The 15,793-nt window shown below is 58.3% G+C and carries 18 protein-coding genes, 1 tRNA gene and 3 pseudogenes; 12 read left to right on the top strand and 10 right to left on the bottom strand.

Annotated elements, in window-relative coordinates:
- Positions 1-524: 524 nt before the first annotated feature.
- The 3 genes from NWI01_RS17495 (at position 525) to NWI01_RS19170 (ending at position 2,537) form a co-directional block, all read left to right on the top strand.
- On the top strand, positions 525-1,034 hold the full coding sequence (locus tag NWI01_RS17495; RefSeq protein ID WP_141385243.1) for a hypothetical protein: 510 nt from the start codon (positions 525-527) through the stop codon (positions 1,032-1,034).
- A gap of 73 nt (positions 1,035-1,107) precedes the next feature.
- Positions 1,108-2,430: a site-specific integrase gene (locus tag NWI01_RS17490; RefSeq protein ID WP_141385242.1), complete on the top strand. Its 1,323-nt coding sequence runs from the start codon at positions 1,108-1,110 to the stop codon at positions 2,428-2,430.
- A 35-nt stretch (positions 2,431-2,465) separates the two neighbouring features.
- Positions 2,466-2,537 (top strand) — tRNA-Ser (locus NWI01_RS19170).
- Positions 2,538-2,801: 264 nt separating this feature from the next.
- Here NWI01_RS19170 and NWI01_RS20385 read toward each other — a convergent pair.
- Positions 2,802-2,906 (bottom strand): pyocin activator PrtN family protein, encoded by a 105-nt coding sequence (locus tag NWI01_RS20385; protein WP_367399560.1) that lies wholly within the window; start codon positions 2,904-2,906, stop codon positions 2,802-2,804.
- A gap of 38 nt (positions 2,907-2,944) precedes the next feature.
- On the opposite strand from NWI01_RS20385, the pseudogene NWI01_RS17480 reads away from it, so the two are divergent.
- The 4 genes and pseudogenes from NWI01_RS17480 to NWI01_RS17470 all read left to right on the top strand — a co-directional run.
- Positions 2,945-3,172 (top strand): annotated as a pseudogene (locus NWI01_RS17480) (IS110 family transposase); the annotation flags it as partial.
- Between the two features lie 391 nt (positions 3,173-3,563).
- A complete protein-coding gene (locus NWI01_RS19165) occupies positions 3,564-3,887 on the top strand; it encodes a hypothetical protein (protein WP_181410567.1) in 324 nt (107 codons plus the stop codon).
- 412 nt (positions 3,888-4,299) lie between these two features.
- Complete coding sequence (locus tag NWI01_RS17475) at positions 4,300-4,599, top strand: helix-turn-helix domain-containing protein (protein ID WP_307723472.1); 300 nt, start codon at positions 4,300-4,302, stop codon at positions 4,597-4,599.
- A 224-nt stretch (positions 4,600-4,823) separates the two neighbouring features.
- Positions 4,824-5,333, top strand: a complete 510-nt coding sequence (locus NWI01_RS17470; RefSeq protein ID WP_141385245.1) for an SH3 domain-containing protein — start codon at positions 4,824-4,826, stop codon at positions 5,331-5,333.
- Positions 5,334-5,419: 86 nt separating this feature from the next.
- Here the strand turns inward: NWI01_RS17470 and NWI01_RS17465 are convergent, their stop codons facing one another.
- From NWI01_RS17465 to NWI01_RS17450, 4 genes are all read right to left on the bottom strand, one after another.
- Positions 5,420-6,010, bottom strand: coding sequence for an alpha/beta hydrolase (locus NWI01_RS17465; protein WP_141385241.1), 591 nt, complete (start codon positions 6,008-6,010; stop codon positions 5,420-5,422).
- Positions 6,010-6,354 (bottom strand): hypothetical protein, encoded by a 345-nt coding sequence (locus tag NWI01_RS17460; RefSeq protein ID WP_141385240.1) that lies wholly within the window; start codon positions 6,352-6,354, stop codon positions 6,010-6,012. The genes NWI01_RS17465 and NWI01_RS17460 overlap by 1 nt, the downstream gene beginning before the upstream one ends.
- Before the next feature lie 5 nt (positions 6,355-6,359).
- Positions 6,360-7,841: an MBOAT family O-acyltransferase gene (locus tag NWI01_RS17455; protein WP_141385239.1), complete on the bottom strand. Its 1,482-nt coding sequence runs from the start codon at positions 7,839-7,841 to the stop codon at positions 6,360-6,362.
- A 155-nt stretch (positions 7,842-7,996) separates the two neighbouring features.
- A complete protein-coding gene (locus NWI01_RS17450) occupies positions 7,997-8,719 on the bottom strand; it encodes an SGNH/GDSL hydrolase family protein (RefSeq protein WP_181410566.1) in 723 nt (240 codons plus the stop codon).
- A gap of 170 nt (positions 8,720-8,889) precedes the next feature.
- On the opposite strand from NWI01_RS17450, the gene NWI01_RS19885 reads away from it, so the two are divergent.
- From NWI01_RS19885 to NWI01_RS17435, 4 genes and pseudogenes are all read left to right on the top strand, one after another.
- Positions 8,890-9,369, top strand: coding sequence for a hypothetical protein (locus NWI01_RS19885; protein WP_244613871.1), 480 nt, complete (start codon positions 8,890-8,892; stop codon positions 9,367-9,369).
- Between the two features lie 112 nt (positions 9,370-9,481).
- The gene (locus tag NWI01_RS17445; RefSeq protein WP_244613870.1) at positions 9,482-11,458 is read left to right on the top strand and encodes a lytic transglycosylase domain-containing protein; all 1,977 of its coding nucleotides are present in this window, start codon (positions 9,482-9,484) and stop codon (positions 11,456-11,458) included.
- Positions 11,459-11,510: 52 nt separating this feature from the next.
- On the top strand, positions 11,511-12,689 hold the full coding sequence (locus NWI01_RS17440; protein WP_141385236.1) for a lytic murein transglycosylase: 1,179 nt from the start codon (positions 11,511-11,513) through the stop codon (positions 12,687-12,689).
- 111 nt (positions 12,690-12,800) lie between these two features.
- Positions 12,801-13,036 (top strand): annotated as a pseudogene (locus tag NWI01_RS17435) (integrase core domain-containing protein); the annotation flags it as partial.
- Between the two features lie 97 nt (positions 13,037-13,133).
- On the opposite strand, the gene NWI01_RS19160 reads toward NWI01_RS17435, so the two are convergent.
- Positions 13,134-13,271: a hypothetical protein gene (locus NWI01_RS19160; protein WP_181410565.1), complete on the bottom strand. Its 138-nt coding sequence runs from the start codon at positions 13,269-13,271 to the stop codon at positions 13,134-13,136.
- A 39-nt stretch (positions 13,272-13,310) separates the two neighbouring features.
- Here NWI01_RS19160 and NWI01_RS20380 point away from each other — a divergent pair.
- A pseudogene (locus NWI01_RS20380) lies at positions 13,311-13,505 on the top strand (M10 family metallopeptidase C-terminal domain-containing protein); the annotation flags it as partial.
- 660 nt (positions 13,506-14,165) lie between these two features.
- On the opposite strand, the gene NWI01_RS17425 reads toward NWI01_RS20380, so the two are convergent.
- The 4 genes from NWI01_RS17425 to NWI01_RS17410 all read right to left on the bottom strand — a co-directional run.
- Complete coding sequence (locus tag NWI01_RS17425; RefSeq protein WP_141385235.1) at positions 14,166-14,396, bottom strand: hypothetical protein; 231 nt, start codon at positions 14,394-14,396, stop codon at positions 14,166-14,168.
- A 121-nt stretch (positions 14,397-14,517) separates the two neighbouring features.
- Entirely contained in the window at positions 14,518-14,955 is a 438-nt protein-coding gene (locus NWI01_RS17420) for a hypothetical protein (RefSeq protein ID WP_141385234.1), read from the bottom strand.
- A gap of 71 nt (positions 14,956-15,026) precedes the next feature.
- Positions 15,027-15,527 carry an HvfC/BufC N-terminal domain-containing protein gene (locus NWI01_RS17415; RefSeq protein WP_141385233.1) on the bottom strand — a complete coding sequence of 167 codons (501 nt, stop codon included), beginning with the start codon at positions 15,525-15,527 and terminating at the stop codon, positions 15,027-15,029.
- Positions 15,511-15,793, bottom strand: a 283-nt coding sequence (locus NWI01_RS17410; RefSeq protein WP_141385232.1) for a multinuclear nonheme iron-dependent oxidase, incomplete at its 5' end; no start/stop codon positions are given. The genes NWI01_RS17415 and NWI01_RS17410, both read right to left, overlap by 17 nt.

Below are 15,793 nucleotides of genomic sequence, written 5' to 3'. Positions count from 1 at the left end.
CGTCCTAGCACTACGGGCCTGGAGCGTAGAGGGTCACCAAAATGACGGGATGGGTCGGGGTGTCCTGCGGTCCAGCTCTATAAATGAGTTAGTATGGTTGGCGGCTTGCGATTCATGGCTTCCGAAAGGAGGCCTCCATTGAGGTCACAGACACTAAAAGCACGGTGTCCAGCAGCGTTCCTCCTGATGGAAACGAATGCTCAGTCGGTCGAACAAACCGCTCGGTAACATTCGGCTGTGATTCTGGGCGGTCGCGACAACCGTGGTGTGGATAAGCCGCTCACGGAATAGCAGCGTCAGCGTAATGCTTTTATCTCCACGAATGCCGAGCCGTTCGTAAAACTCATGCACATAAAATTCATGCACCGTGTCAGATCAGAGTGCAGGCCTCGGCGCGTCGCTCGTTGGATGCGACTTCCGCCAGCGGGCAGGCTCGGCATTGTCGGCGCTTGCGGTTGCCAAGCCTGAAGTTGCGGGTGCACGTTTCATTATCCGGCGCTCCAACCACGGCGTGCCTGCAACTCATGAAGATCGAGAAACAGGTCGCGGCCCTGCTCGAACGCATCCTTGACGCCAGCCTGCCGAGCGTCATTACAGCCTACGAGAACCGCATTGAGAAGCTTGCAGCAGAAAAGCTCTTAATCCGCGAACGCATGACGGAAACAACGCGTCCGGCACGGGAGTTCGACAAAACAGTTAGAACGGCGCTCGGTTTTCTCGCAAGCCCTTGGAATCTATGGCGCTCCGAGCGTCTGGAAGACAAGCGGGCGGTACTGAAACTCGCCTTTGCCATGCGGCTGCAATACCGTTGCGGCGAAGGGTTTAGAACGACGGATTTGTCTCTACCGTTCAATATGTTAGATCAATTTTCCAGTGACGATTCAGGAATGGCGCACCCGACACGATTCGAACGTGTGACCTTTGCCTTCGGAGGGCAGTCGATAGCCCTTTTCCGTAGTCTTACCAAATTGGATGTAATTGTAAAACCGCTGATTTATCGGCATTTCCTTGATATTCACGGTCATACCGCCTAACCTGCCCTCATCCCTATTTGCCGATCTCTTGGTGACACTATGGTGACACTCAAACTGGGGCAGAGGTCAGAAGATGCCAAAATTGACGAAGCGGATTGTGGACGGTGCTGCTCCGGGTGAGAAGCCGTATTTCCTCTGGTGCAGCGAATTGCCCGGCTTTGGCGTGCGTGTATTTCCTTCCGGAAAGTGCATCTACTATGCGGACTATCGCAATAGCGAGGGTGCCAGGCGACGGATGTCGCTCGGTCATCACGGAAAGCTCACGACTGATGAAGCCCGCAAGGAAGCGATGAAGACGCTGGGCGGGGTTTTGAAAGGTGAAGACCCGGTCGAGGAGCGCGTGACCCGCCGAAAATCCCTGACGGTGGCTGAGCTTTGTGATCGTTATATTCGCGCCGTTGAAGCTGGCTTGATAATGGGTAAGGGCCGACGCCCGAAGAAGGCTTCGACGCTTGTGACAGATCGTGGTCGCATCGAACGGCATATCAAGCCGTTACTCGGCCGGAAGCTGGTCAGGAATTTGAAGCAAGCCGACATCAACAAGTTTCTCCGAGATGTCACGGCGGGGAAGACCGCCGTCGTGGAGAAGACGGAGAAGAAGCGCGGCAAGGCGATCGTCGAGGGTGGCGCTGGGACAGCAGCCAGGACGACAGGACTGCTCGGAGGCATCCTTTCTTATGCCGTGTCGGAAGGGACCATTCCTTTCAATCCCGCCAGGGGAGTGAAGCGATCCGCCGATGGCCGGCGTGAACGCCGGCTGAATGCACGGGAGTATCGCCAACTCGGCAATGCCCTGATCGTCGCCACGAAGGAGATGGAAACCGAACAGATCGTCCAGGGAGTCCGACTTCTTGCTCTCTCGGGTTGTCGTCTCGGTGAGATCGAAGCCCTGAAATGGAGCGAGGTCGACTCCGATCACAGCTGCTTTCGTCTCCTAGATAGCAAGGAGGGGGCATCGGTGCGGCCTGTCGGCGGAGCCCTGTTCGGCGTTCTCGATAGGATCAAGAAGCGGAAGAACTGTCCGTTCGTGCTGCCGGCGGCTCGCAGCGAAGGACACTTTGGTGGGATGCCGTCAGGCTTCAAACGCATCATGAAGAAGGCGAAGCTCAGTGATGTGACCCCGCACACGCTGCGGCATTCCTATGCCTCAGTCGCAGGCGATCTCGGCTACAGCGAGTCAACCATTGGCGCATTGCTCGGCCACGCGGCTGGCACCGTGACCAGCAAGTACGTCCATCATCTCGATAGCGTATTGATCGCAGCCGCGGATCGGGTAGCGCAGACAATCCGTAATTTCATGATGGACGACACTAAACCCGCAAAGCACGACAAGAAGGCGGCACCAAGGAAAAATGGGGCGACGCCCGCGATTCAGAAAGAACGAGTAGCGGCTTGAGTTAGGCCATGCCCGCAGCGCTGGCGCAATAACCGAGCCGAGCCGAGGAGAAGGTTCCCTTGCTCCGAAGGCAAAGGTCACACGTTCGAATCGTGTCGGGTGCGCCAATATTTCACTGCAACTTCAACCAGCTACTCGGCCTGTACTTCTAGATGGCTGTTTTATCGGAAAGGCGTTGCAACCATATTGCAACCACCAAGGTGAGAACGGAAGAAGGAAGAAGGTGTAGCGGCAAGCGCTCACCTCCCTTCGCAGGCACGCGATCCTACCGAGACGGCCGTGACGCTGCTCATGCTCTTTTCAGCGCAAGGGAGCGCTGTCGGTCAATGTAATCGGTCATGTCCTTGAGATGGAATGCCGTTGGCGTGTTTTTAGCTGCTCTCTATGCGAACCAGCGAGATTGCGATCTCTCCCGACGACACCTTTCTCACAACTCTCTCCGCCGTGAGGTGTCGGAGATAATCCCCGGCACACATCCCGCGTAACCGATGCGGAAGGGCCGGGGAGCATGGCGGTCAGCAAGGCTGGCGATCGCTATCTGCGAACACTCCTGGTTGTCGGCGCAACGGCCGTCGTCCGGCATGTTAAACACAAGGTGCATGGCCCGCTCATCGAGTGGGTGAGGAAACTACTGCTGACCAAATCCGCGCGCCTGACAGCCGTGGCGCTGGCGAACAAGATGGCGCGGATCGCATGGGCGGTTATGGCACGAAACACCGTTTACGGGCACTCAGCCGCATAAGAGTTCGACGCCGTCGCGTCGCCCAGTTCGGAGGGCCTGCCAGACGATCGTGATGAATACCGGTTCTGCCGGGGATCAGGACAACCCGTTCGCGAGACTGCATCGACAGAATGCGCTTTTTTGATTGGGCCCATGATCCGCGGACTTTATCAAGGCCCGCGGCCGTTCGGCCGATCATCAGAGAGGCCGGACATATGCGAGCACCTGACCGGGTTCAAAATGATCTGAAGAAAGGCTTGACCGAGGGGGGCCACATATGGTTCGCGATGCAAAGCCGAAGGCGGCGGAAAAAAGCTGGCGGCTGACGTTGCGGGTTCAAGATCGAGGCGCCGCACTTCGTCGCCGGTCTTCGGTCAGACCAAACCAATCGAGGACGCTCTTGGGGCGTGGCGTGACAAGACAATCAGAGGAAACCGCGATCTGGCCGACAACGATTGGAGGCGCGCTTTCTCGCTTCGTACCGAACGCAGACAACACCTCCGACGCCACCGACACCATCTTTCGACTTGCCAGCAGTGTGGCCCAGGAGAGCGCCGATCGTTGGAAGCGTCGCCCCGATCGACTCGGCGACACCGGCGTAGCTGTGACGGAGAGAATGAAGTGTGAGGCTGTCGAGCGGACCGGGTTCGTCCTGCTCCGGGAGGGCGTCACGCCTCGCGCCCTTCTCAAGACGCCGCGGTCCTCTTCACGGTGCGCCACAGGTTGGGCGCGGTAGCCATGTTTCCCGCTCCCGCAAGGGAAGACGAACTCGCTGTCTTCGGCGTCGAGATCTGCGATGAGTCGATATGCGCTGCGTCCCAAAGGACGCAGGGAAAAGCCGGTCTTGGTGTCACCAAGGCCGAGGCAGCGGCCATCCTGATCCAATGAACCTTCGCACCACGGTCCCCGAGGCGGGCTTTAGCGATCGCAAGCGCAGCCTAGATAGATCAAGGACTGTGATGTTCACGAACCCTCGATCGACAATGTTGTCCGTCCACCAGACGTGAGCCCCCCTATGTCGATGACAGCCGATCCACAATGGAGGGCGACGTCGCCGCGTTGTCTTTCGGGGGGGCGGGAAATTGGCTATTTCGCCGATCTGTCAGTACTGAACTTCGCGCTATGCCGTAGGACGACATCTCCACCACATCGCGACCTGGCGCCGCGTCGGTGACACTCTGACCCCGCGCGAATGGGATTGCTTACTTTGGGCGGGCGAGGGAAAGACGGATTGGGAGATTTCGGTAATTCCTGGAATCTCACGATCTACCGTGACCAAACACATCATGGCGGCCCGCGCAAAGCTTGGTGCGGTAAAAGCTCATTCTCTGAACCCCGCTCCGTCATGGACTATTAGGTTAGCTACGTTATTGTTGAGGAGCCGAAGCAGGAGGAGACGCTGGTGGGGTTGTGGAAGGTGCGGGTATGCTTGTGGTTGGGGGCGTTGAGGTCGTTGGAGCCGGCACGTTGCTTCCAGCCAAAAAATACCAACCAAGTAAAAGGACCACAACAGCGACAGCAATGGCGACGATGATGTTACGCTGGTTCATCTCAACCTCCCACTTGAAGTATTTATGGTACGTGATTGAAATTGAGACACAAGCCGAACAACGTGGAAACATCCGTTCAGGCCGCGCTGTCGCGCTTGCCACGAAATAGTACACGCTATCGAATGATGCGCAGAATGATCATTTCTACTCCAGTCATCGCTCTGGGCTTGCTCGCTGGCAACACATTTGCGTCGGATGTTGGAAGAACGACCAGCTTGCCAATTCCTCGTTTCGTTTCGGTGAAATCCAAACCCGCAAATGTGCGCGTAGGACCAAGCGTCAGCTACCCGCTTAAGTGGATATACGTTCGACGCGGTCTCCCGGTGGAAATAGTTGCGGAGTTTGGGAATTGGCGGCGAATCCGCGACTGGGCTGGTGAAGAGGGCTGGATGGTCGGATCGTTGCTTTCCGGCAACAGACCGGCGCTGGTTGCCCCGTGGTCAGGAGCCAAACCTGTGGCGTTAAGCTCTGATGCTGCAGAGAACGCCCCGGCTGTCGCGATCGTGCAGTCGAAGGTGCTGGTTCGCGTCGTTGGATGCGATGGAAAATGGTGCAAGGTGAAAGCTAAGGGGAGCCGGGGATACATCCGCCAAACGAGACTTTGGGGCGCATATCCGGGCGAAGCATTTTAGACTAGACCAGTCCGTCCTTTAACGAATGATGCCCACTGATCGTCCCCTCAAAATGACCAATCAACGTTGTTGTTTGTGGCAATTCTTCATTCCGCCTCGGTTTCATCCAGCGCGATGGCGCGCAATTGCGGGAAAGCGGTCGAACCCAAATCCTTTGAGGTGAAATGGCCCAGCCGGTCAAGCCGGTGCACTCCAATGCCGGGAAGCGTGTCAATGATCTGCCCGACAGATTTCAGTATCGAAGGATGATCGTCATTCGAAACCAGAAGGTGGATATCATTCACACGCGCGTCCAGCCTAGCGTCGATCTCAAATTCGAAGAAGCCTCGAATGTGTGTCTTATCGGGATCAAGCCATGGGGCGACGAGGATCAGCTTTGCGATACGAACGGAGTTTTCACTCAGCCAACGCAGCAAAAAGCCGGCACCGCAGCTATAGCCGATCAGAAGCGTCGTGGCGCTGATATCAAACCGCTCCAGCTCCCGCTTCCAGACCGTGTAGACTGGATCGTATGCTTTGGGCATCTCTGGCGTTTGCGTGGCGATCCCCTTGATCAGCAATTGCTTTTGGATCCAGGGCAGCCAGTGGCTATTCGATAATGCCGGATGGTCCGGGCTGAAATATTCCGACTGCTCGCAAGTGCCGTGCACAATGATGGCATTGGTTGGCTTGGCCATCACCAGCGCATCTCCCTGAGATCATCAAACAGGTCGTGGATAACCGGCCGGACATGCGCCGGCCCCAACGCGAGCATGAGTTCGTGCCATTGATCGGAGTACATCACCAATTGATCCGTCAACCAGTTGCCCGGCAGGTCACGGGTGAAGCTGCGCAAGTCGCCGGAATTGAACAGCGCCATCAGTACAAATGCGATTAGCATGGCGAAGCCGCTGGCGCGGACGTTCGCATTGGCATCGGCTGATTTTCCATCAGGCGGGCGACGGTAGTAACGGAAGCGTCCCAAGCTGCGCGAGGGCCAGCGGTGTCCGGAAGACTTGTCGTGCGTGGGTTGGTCCATCATGCGCCCTAGAACTGGAAATAAACGAACGGCGCAACGCCTTCGGGGCCGATGAACTTGATCAGCACAAGCCCGCCGCCGAACAGGAGCCCAAGCATCGATGCGGGTATGCTCCGCAATCTCTCCGCCGTCTTTTCCAGCGCATTGCCCGGCAGGAATTGCACCGCCACAGAGCCTGCCGTCAGCATAAGAAGAAACGGGCTGAACAGCTGCATATTGCCGGACCATGAGAACATTTGTTCAAAGTAGCTTGTCGCGACGTCCATATCCGGTGAACGGAAAAAGACTGCGGCGAGGGTGAATACATGAAAGGTTATGAGCCAGCCAATAAACGCTGAAACGAATGAGCCCATGGCTTGCCTGGCCTTACCACCTGCCTGCGCGTTGGAGGCACCTTTGCGCGCAGCCATCTGCGTCCGCCATTGGTGAAGGCGGCTCTTGGTAACCCGCTCGACCACGAGGGCCGCCCCGAGAATGGCGCCCCAGATGATAAAGGTCCAATTAGCCCCGTGCCACAGACCACCAAGCAACATGGTCAAGAAGACGTTGCGGTGCATGCGCCAACCTGTCTCTCGCTTTTTCCCGCGCAACGCTCGGAAGAGATAGTCGCGTAGCCAGGTTGACAACGAGATGTGCCAGCGCTGCCACAACTGTTGTAGCGAGGTAGCCGCGAACGGGCGGTCGAAATTCTTTCTGAAGCGGAACCCAAGGAGCGCGGCGATGCCAATAGCGATGTCGCTATAGCCTGAGAAGTCACAATACACCTGTATGGCATAAGCATAATGCGCCGCAACAAGGTCGGCGCTGCTTGCGGATGTGGGATCGACGAAGACCGGGTCGACCAGGTCGACCGCCAGATAATGCGCCACCACTGTCTTCTTTAGCATGCCGGTCAAGATCAGAAGGAAGCCATAGACCGCGGCGACGCGAGTGAGTTGCGGTGGTTTCGACAGCTGCGGCAGGAAGTCCGAGCCGCGCACGATCGGTCCGGCGACGAGCTGCGGGAAAAACGAGATGTAAAGAAACAGATCGAGCGGTGAGGATACCGGCTTCACATGACCACGATAGACGTCGACCACATACGAGATGCCCTGGAATGTGAAGAACGAAATGCCAATGGGCAGGATGATTTCCAGAAACGGCATATCGCGCTGCAGACCGAACGCCAGCAAAAGATCGGTCAAGCTATCGAGAAAAAAGTCATAGTACTTGAAGAACCCGAGGACGGCGAGATTGACGGCAACCGTCACGGCGACGATCCATCGCCTCGATCGGTCTTCCTTGGTTCGTGCAAGCAGCAGTCCGCCCAGGTAGTTGACCGCCGAACTGCCGGCGAGCAGGGCCATAAATCGCCAGTCCCACCAACCGTAGAAAACGTAACTCGCCGCGAGCAGCAGCACTTTGCGCGACGCAGCGTTCGGCTCCAAAATCCAGCCGAGCGTGAAGACGACGATGAAGAACAATGCAAAAGTCAGTGTCGGAAAAAGCATGAGCGCCGATGAACGAGCCTTGCTGATGTTGTCGTGGCCGGGCTAGCCGCAAATGTCTGCAGAGAGCCTCCAGTCAGGCGCCAGCAAATCGACCTTTGTCTATGCGGCTATTCCATCTATTGTCTGATACGCTGACCCGTGCTTCACACTCTGCGTCAGCGTGCTGTCTTGATCTCGCTCAGACTACGGTTAATCGCACGGGCGACAGTATCGGCCAGCCGGAGTTCGCCATCGTTGGTGAAATGCATTCCGTCCTCCTTGCGTAGACGTCGCTTCACTCCGTCCAGGCTGGGACCAAAGGACGAATAGCTGCCATTCTCATCGATAAAAGTCTCCCACGTGCCGACATAGGTGAACCCATGTTTTCGAGCCTGCGCATGGAAAATTTGGTTCAGCCTCTTGTAGTCTCGGCTCATCGATGTGGACCGGACCACCGGCAAGCCAACCCAATAGACTTTGGCATCCGCTTCCGCGAGAACCTTCATGAACTGTGCGACACGGCGTTCATACTCTGCCAGCCAGGCTTTGGATCCGCGAGAAAGCCTGCGGCCGTTCATCCAAATCGATTGGCGGTCATTTCCGCCGATCATGACAACGATGATGTTGAGTTTCGTTTGGCGGACGAAGTCCTTCAGAGCGCTTTGCCAGTTGTAAACATCATCACGCATGAGGCCGGTAGCGGGCTTGGCAAACTTGATAATCTTAAGATTGTCCCGGTCGCGCAGAAGCTTCTGCATGCCATCACCAAGGTTACCGGCAATTGAATCACCGACAACGCCGATTCGCAGATGCTGGGGCGATTGCAGCAAGGCGACGGTATCTGAGCGGGCATTATCCAGCTCGCGAGCCTGGCCTGATTGAACCAGAGTGACACTCAAGACGGCACATGAGAAGCAAAAGACAAAAAGCCAAGAAAAGCCGAGCCAATGTGTGTGTCGATTCTGGCCAATAGGCATACCCGGAACGCTCCCCGTTTTTTAAGTGACTATTCATCGATCACGCGGCAGCTCATGCGAGCAGATTAAGCAGCATCAACTGAGACGATTGAATGGAACTTCGTGCTTTGCGGTCACAGCGCAATCCTAGCGATTGCGGATCTGCTGCATTCTGCATCCATTGTTGCTGGTTCGATCCAGTGATGAAAGTCCAGACTGCGCTCGCCCATATCGAATTTCCGCAAATGGGTGCGCGCTCAGTGACGTGCTTCGATGACATCGTGCGGCCGTCGCCGCTTGCTCCACTTTTGCCGTGGTTTGAAGATCAAATTGCGGCAAAGGTGACCTGGGTTTGCATTTCAGCAACGTTTTCGTGCAGAATTCGTAAGGGGACGGACGCAGCTTCCGCTATCGCAGCACTCTGCGCGGCTGACATGGGACTTTATGACGCAGTCGATCAATGCCCGCCTTGCTCTGGTTTCGTTTTTTGCCTGTATCGCGCTGCTCGCGACTGGTTCGCGTGCGATCTGCGCTCCGAAGAGCGACAAACGTGTGGCAACGCAGAAAACGATGGCCAGCAAGCCGAAGGTTAAGCCCCGCACTCGGATGACGTCGCCACACAGTAAGCGCGTGCTGACGAATCAGAACACAGTCAGCCGGCTGATAGCGGACCGGCGTGTTCCGACCCCGCGCCCTCGTCCGAATGTGGCGCCTACTGAGGCCATCGGTCGGCTGCTCGCATCGACGGCGCCTCTTGCTTCTGCGGCAGCGGCACCGTCGGATATAGAGATCGCTGCTCTCAAAGAAGCAATCAGTCTTGCCCGCCGTGGCAAGGCTGAGGCGACTGCCGCTCGCCATGACCATATCCGCAATGGCGTAGACCAGAAGCTCGTGGAATGGGTGACCCTGCGCTCTGACGGTACGCACGCAAGCTTTGCGCGCTACGCCACGTTTGCGCGCACCAATTCCTCCTGGCCAGGTCTGGGATTGTTGCGACGGCGCGCGGAAGCCCGACTCTGGTTCGAGCAGCGCGAGCCCGGCGCTGTCTTCGCATTCTTCTCCGATCAGGAACCGTTGGGGGCGCTCGGCAAACTGGCGATGGGACGCGCCCTGCTGGCGCAGAGCGACCGCGCCGCGGCCCAGAAATACGTCCGCTCGGCCTGGCGCGAGGACAATTTCTCGGCCGAACTCGAAGCGCAGGTGCTGAAGACGTTCGGACCGCTGCTCACTACGGCCGATCATAAGGCGCGCATGCACGTGCGGCTCTATGCGGACGACCTCGATACTGCAATGCGCACGGCGAAACGCCTCGGCGCTCCCCAGATCGCTATTGTGAAAGCACGCTCGGCTGTCAAACGCAGGGCGAAAAATGCAGGCGCGCTGCTCAACGCAGTGCCGAAGGCAGCACGCGACGATCCCGCTTATCTGTTCACACGCGTTCAGTGGCTCCGGCGTAACGGTCACATCGGCGAAGCCGCCCAATTGATGATGTCGGCGCCGCACGATGCGCGCGTCGTTCACAATGCCGACGAGTGGTGGATCGAGCGCCGAATTCTTGTGCGCAAAATGCTTGACGATGGCAAGGCGCGGATCGCCTACCGGATCGCTCGCAATGCCGCTCTCCCGTCGAAGGAAAGCCTCCGTGTCGACCAGCCGTTCACTGCAGGATGGATCGCGTTGCGGTTCCTCCACGATCCACACTCAGCAACGCAGCATTTCGCCCGCATACCGCAGATCACAACGCACCCGACGTCGCTTGCTCGTGCAGGCTATTGGCTCGGACGCGCTGCCGAAACGGCCGGCCGCGCCAGCGAGGCGCGCAGGTACTACAAAGCGGCGGCGCAGCACTCTGCTGCGTATTATGGCCAACTGGCGCGCGCTCGCCTTGGACGTCGGGAAATACCGGTTCGCCGACCGCCGGCCTTGGACAGCGCGCGGCGCATGGCTTTGCGCAATGTCGACCTAGTGCATGCGGTCGAACTGCTCTACGCGACCGGCAATCGCGATCTCGTGGTTCCGTTCGTCGCCGATCTCAACCGCGTCGGAGATGTCGACGTGCTGACGCTCATCGCTGAAACCGTCGCGAGGCACAAAGACGCCCGCGCCATGCTGACCATCGGCAGGGGCGCGCTGGCGCGCGGCTTTGCCTTCGATGAATATGCCTTTCCGGGCGTCGGGTTGCCCAAATACGTCCCCATCGGACTGAAGGCGGACACGAGCCTTGTCTACGCGATTGCGCGAGCAGAAAGCGCCTTCAACCCGAGGGTCGTTTCGGCCGCCAAGGCGATGGGGCTGATGCAGGTGACGCTCGCCGCGGGCCGCACCATCGCGCGCCGGTTGGGAATCAAGTTCGATCCCAAACGGCTCCTGAACGATCCGGCCTTTAACGTGCAAATGGGTTCGGCCGAGATCGCAGACCTCGTCAATGCGTATGATGGCAATCACGTCCTCGCTTTTGTCGGCTATAATGCGGGGCGCGGACGCGTCAAGGAATGGACCGCGCGCTACGGCGATCCGCGCAACCCGGACGTGGACGTCGTCGATTGGGTCGAGCGCATTCCCTTCACGGAGACGCGCACCTACGTGCAGCGCGTGATGGAGAATCTCCAAGTTTACCGGTCACACTTCAGCGGTCCGGCGCGCCTCACCATCGAAGCCGATATGCGCGGCGCGCAAGGATAGGCCCGTGCATCTTCCGCAAAGGAAATCGCCAGTATTCGGATGGAGCCAGACTATGCGGGTGACCGTCTTGGTTATAATTCTATGCGTCGTGTGGGCCGGTCACTCGACAGCCGCGAGTTTCTCGTCCTGTGTCGCTGGCTTAAGGGAGACAGCTGTCAGGGCCGGCGTCAGCAAACTCCTCGCCTCCCGGGCCCTCAATGCTGCACAACCGGACGAGAAGGTCCTGCGGCTCTCAAAGGTGCAGCCAGAATCCAAAACGCCGATCTGGGATTATCTCGGCTTTCTAGTGGACGAGCAGCGTATCAGCGATGGCCGCGCCATGATGCGCAAGTTCGATCGCGTCCTGCGGGCGGCGGAGCAGCGCTTTGGTGTCAACCGCCACGTGATTGTTGCAGTCTGGGGCATCGAAACCGACTATGGGCAGGAAGCGGGTGATAACTTTCTGCCGCATGCCCTGGCAACTCTTGTGTGCCAAGGAGGGCAGCGGACGGCCTTCTGGCGCGGTGAACTGATCGCTGCGCTGAAGCTCGTCGATCGCGGCGATCTCGAACTGAATAAGCTCCACGGGTCGTGGGCTGGAGCCTTCGGACAGACGCAGTTCATTCCATCCACTTATCGGCGTTTCGCTGTTGATTTCGACGGCGACGGACGGCGCGACCTCGTCAACTCCGTTGCCGATGCACTGGGTTCGACGGCCAATTATCTGAAACGTGCCGGGTGGCGGCCCGGCGAGTCCTGGATGATTGAGGTCAAGGTGCCGCCCGGCTACAGCGGTCCGACGGGGCGCAAAAAAAGGGCAGCTTTGTCTGTCTGGGCGCGCCGCGGCGTGGTGCGCGCCGACGGAGCTCGGCTTTCCGGCGGTGCCCAAGCCGGCCTTCTCCTACCAGCTGGACGCCAAGGGCCAGGCTTCCTTGTCTTCCGCAACTTCGACGCGATCTATGCCTACAATCACGCCGAATCCTACGCTATCTCCGTCTCCCATCTCGCGGACCGGCTCGCTGGCTACCCGTCGCTGAGGACGCCCTGGCCAACCGACGATGCAGGCCTGTCGCGCGCCAAGCGTCTCCATCTGCAGAAACTGCTGCTGGCGAGCGGCTATGACATCGATAAGGCGGACGGGAAGATCGGCCCGGTCACCCGCGTGGCCATCGCCGAGGCAGAAAAGCGCTTCGGCATGCAACCGACCGGCCGCGCCGGCCAAAAGATCTATCGCGCGCTTGGAGGCAAGTGAGAAGGGAAGACCCCGGGCACGCGATCAGGGTGTGCTCGGCCTTCATCTATCTGGCCTGCGGAAAGAAATTTGAACGGCCAACCGAAGAAAAGGCGTGGTGTGGCGATCCCCCACATCGAGCCTGGCAGCCCATGGGAGAACGGCTATTGCGAGTCCTTCAACAGCAAGCTTCGAGACGAATGCCTCAACCAGGAAATCTTCTACAGCCTGAAGGAGGCACAGATCATCATCGAGCAATGGCGTAATCAATACAACACAGTTCGACCGCCTCATCGCTCGGATATCGACCGCCTCATCGCTCGGATATCGACCGCCGCCCATCAGACATCCACAGGCCAAATGCATAATCTAGATCGTCATGCTCCTCTGCAGTAATCTCTATCTGCTTGGTTCAAAATATCCGTCAGCTCACAAAGACGATGGGACTGAGGAGCAGCAAAGCGATCAGGTCGGCACCGCGATGAAGCCGTTCATCACGTTGGCGACCAGCCAGAGCGGCTGCGGGGTCGCCATTGCCCCGATCGGAATTGCGACAATCCACAGCACGCAGTAAGGCGCAATCGGCGGCAGTGGCAGCGACAAGCTGCATGGTGGAGAGGACGGCGACTCTACGGCGGAAGCGGTCAGGATCTCATATCGGGCGGCACCGGAAACGACTCATTCGTCTTCCAACGTGTGTCGGACAGCACTGTAGCGCCGCCCGACTGGATCTTGGATTTCAGTCAATCCGCTCGACAAGGTCAACCTGTCGCAGATCGACACCCCGCCGGTATCACCCTTCGACCAGGCATTCAGCTTCATCGGCGACGGCGATAACGTCGACGAAAGATGGAGATGTGTGCTTGATTGTCACCGCCTTAGAAGTCCGGATAGATCGCATCGCGGTGTGGTCCATTTGCCGGTTTTGAGGCATTCTTCGTAAACTTTTTTTCCACGACGGTAACAATCGCGCCGTTCGCTCGATAGCCTGACCCGTGCACACAACCTCTGGTGAAACCTTGTGGCTTCGATGCAGCTCTTCGCGTTGTTTTCACACTCTGCAGACACGGGCGATGCCGCCACCACCGCGAGAATGCCTCCCACACATACGAGTATGCTCCAAGTCCTCATTACGCTTTCCACCGGTTAGCAACTGAAATTATGAAAGTTCACCGAGCAGGAGGCGCAGTCGGGCGTGGCCCTGCGCCACCACATACCCGCGCTCCAGTAGAATGCTCCTAATATCGTCACGAAACACGCGTTCGAACGATTCCGATAAACGGATCATCCCGATTCTGCGCGCGTGCTGTGCTAGACGTTGCATTTGCATTCGGACCAATCACGCGCTTGGGGTTACTCTTGACCCTCGCAAGATCTTTGAACGGCCACAACAAGTATGGCGTCTGATCAATCACTCCCATCATATTTTCAGTGTCTCATAGACACTACCAGCCTCCGCGAGTTGGCTGCAGAGCAACAGTATGATCCGTATCTCGCTTAAATTATGAGTTTGGTCTGAGGAAAGCCGATCGACCAGTTCGTCGATACCTGCTCAGCAGCTATGGTTGTGGACCATCCTGCGTCCCGCATGCCTCGAAACTCTCCGCTTAAAGAACTAGCAAAGTCCAGTTCGTTCATCTGTCGAGCAAATTTAAAGAGAAGCCCAAGCTGGCGGGCGTTCTCATTGATGAATTCATGCTTCGAAACATTCGGTTGATCGTCTTTCATGAACTGTCGCAATGCCCCCATCAGGCCAGAAGTTAGGTCGTCAGGAGCCGAAATCCAGGCTGGGATACGGGCCCGCTGACGGATGCGTTACGCTGTTGCTGATCGCGATCGCGAACGGATTCTATATCGCCACGACCTTGCGGCGATTTCCGCTCTTCCGACCGTGGCCACGTACCTTACGGGAAACAGATCTCGGCTGGAAGCTGATGATTTCAGCGGTGACCTGCTGGCCACGCATTGCCCTCACGATGTGATCCGACACGCGGTCGGCCATCTCGATGAGCGATAGGTCAAGTCGCTTCAAGATGTAGCCGCCGGTAACGCCTCCGGCGCCGCCCACACCCTCTTTCGATTTGCCGGCCGTATGGCCAAGGAGAGCGCCGATCGTTGGGAGCGTTGCCCCGACCGACTCGGCGACGCCGGCGTAGCTGTGTCGCAGAGAATGAAGTGTCAGGCCATCGAGTGGGCCTGGCTCGTCCACTTCAGAAGCAACACGATGGTCGCTATCTCTCTTGAGACGCTTTGCGGTCTTCTTCACCGTGCGCCAGAGGTTGGCCAAGCCGCGATAGCCATGCTCGCCGGTCTCGCAGGGAAAGACGAACTCGCTGCTCTCATCGTCCAGATCTGCAATTATCCGGTAGGCGCTACGACCGAGAGGACGGAGGGAAAAGCCGGTTTTGGTATCGCCGAGGCCGAGACAGCGGCCATCCTGAACCGCGCAAGCATGGCGGGGTCGAGCGCCGAGGCCTCGGCGGCGTGATAGGCCTCAGTCCATGCTCGCTCAATGCGGGCGACATCGGCCAGATAGGGCAGCATGGCAGCGGGTCCGAACCGCTCGATGAAATTCGGAAAGCTTCCGCCATAGCCAAGCATGATGGGGCTAACCGGCAACTCGCTTGCGGCATAGATGCGGGCCATTGCGCGGAAGAAATCATTTCCGACGATCCGACTGACGGCCGGGAACGCCGCCTGTAGCGTATCGACGAGACCGGCGATCACGTTGTTACGATAAACCGCGAAGCGCCGCGCGCTCGGCGCGCCGTTCGGCCCTACTAGTCCGAGCGGTACAGGGCGCTCGGGATCGAGCAGGGCCAAGGCGAACTCCCTTTGCCGTTCAGCGAGCTCTGGCATGATACAACTCGTGGGGTTGGCCGGCGACCATGATCGCTTCGGCGCGGTCGGCTTCGGCTTTGAGTTCGGGCCAAGTCGGCACGTCGGCATCCCATTCGATCAGGGTCGGGGTTGGGCCGATGCGCTGAACGGTGTGCGCAAAGAGGTCCCAGACGATCCGATCGACCGGCCGGTTGTGCGTGTCGATCAGAAGGGGGCGACCCGCTTCGTCGACCTCGCGCGTATAACCGGCGAGATGGATCTCCCGGACATGCGCGAGTGGGTAG

This window comes from Nitrobacter winogradskyi (assembly GCF_006539545.1).
Taxonomy (GTDB): domain Bacteria; phylum Pseudomonadota; class Alphaproteobacteria; order Rhizobiales; family Xanthobacteraceae; genus Nitrobacter; species Nitrobacter winogradskyi_A.
This window is presented reverse-complemented; position numbering and strand designations above follow the sequence as displayed.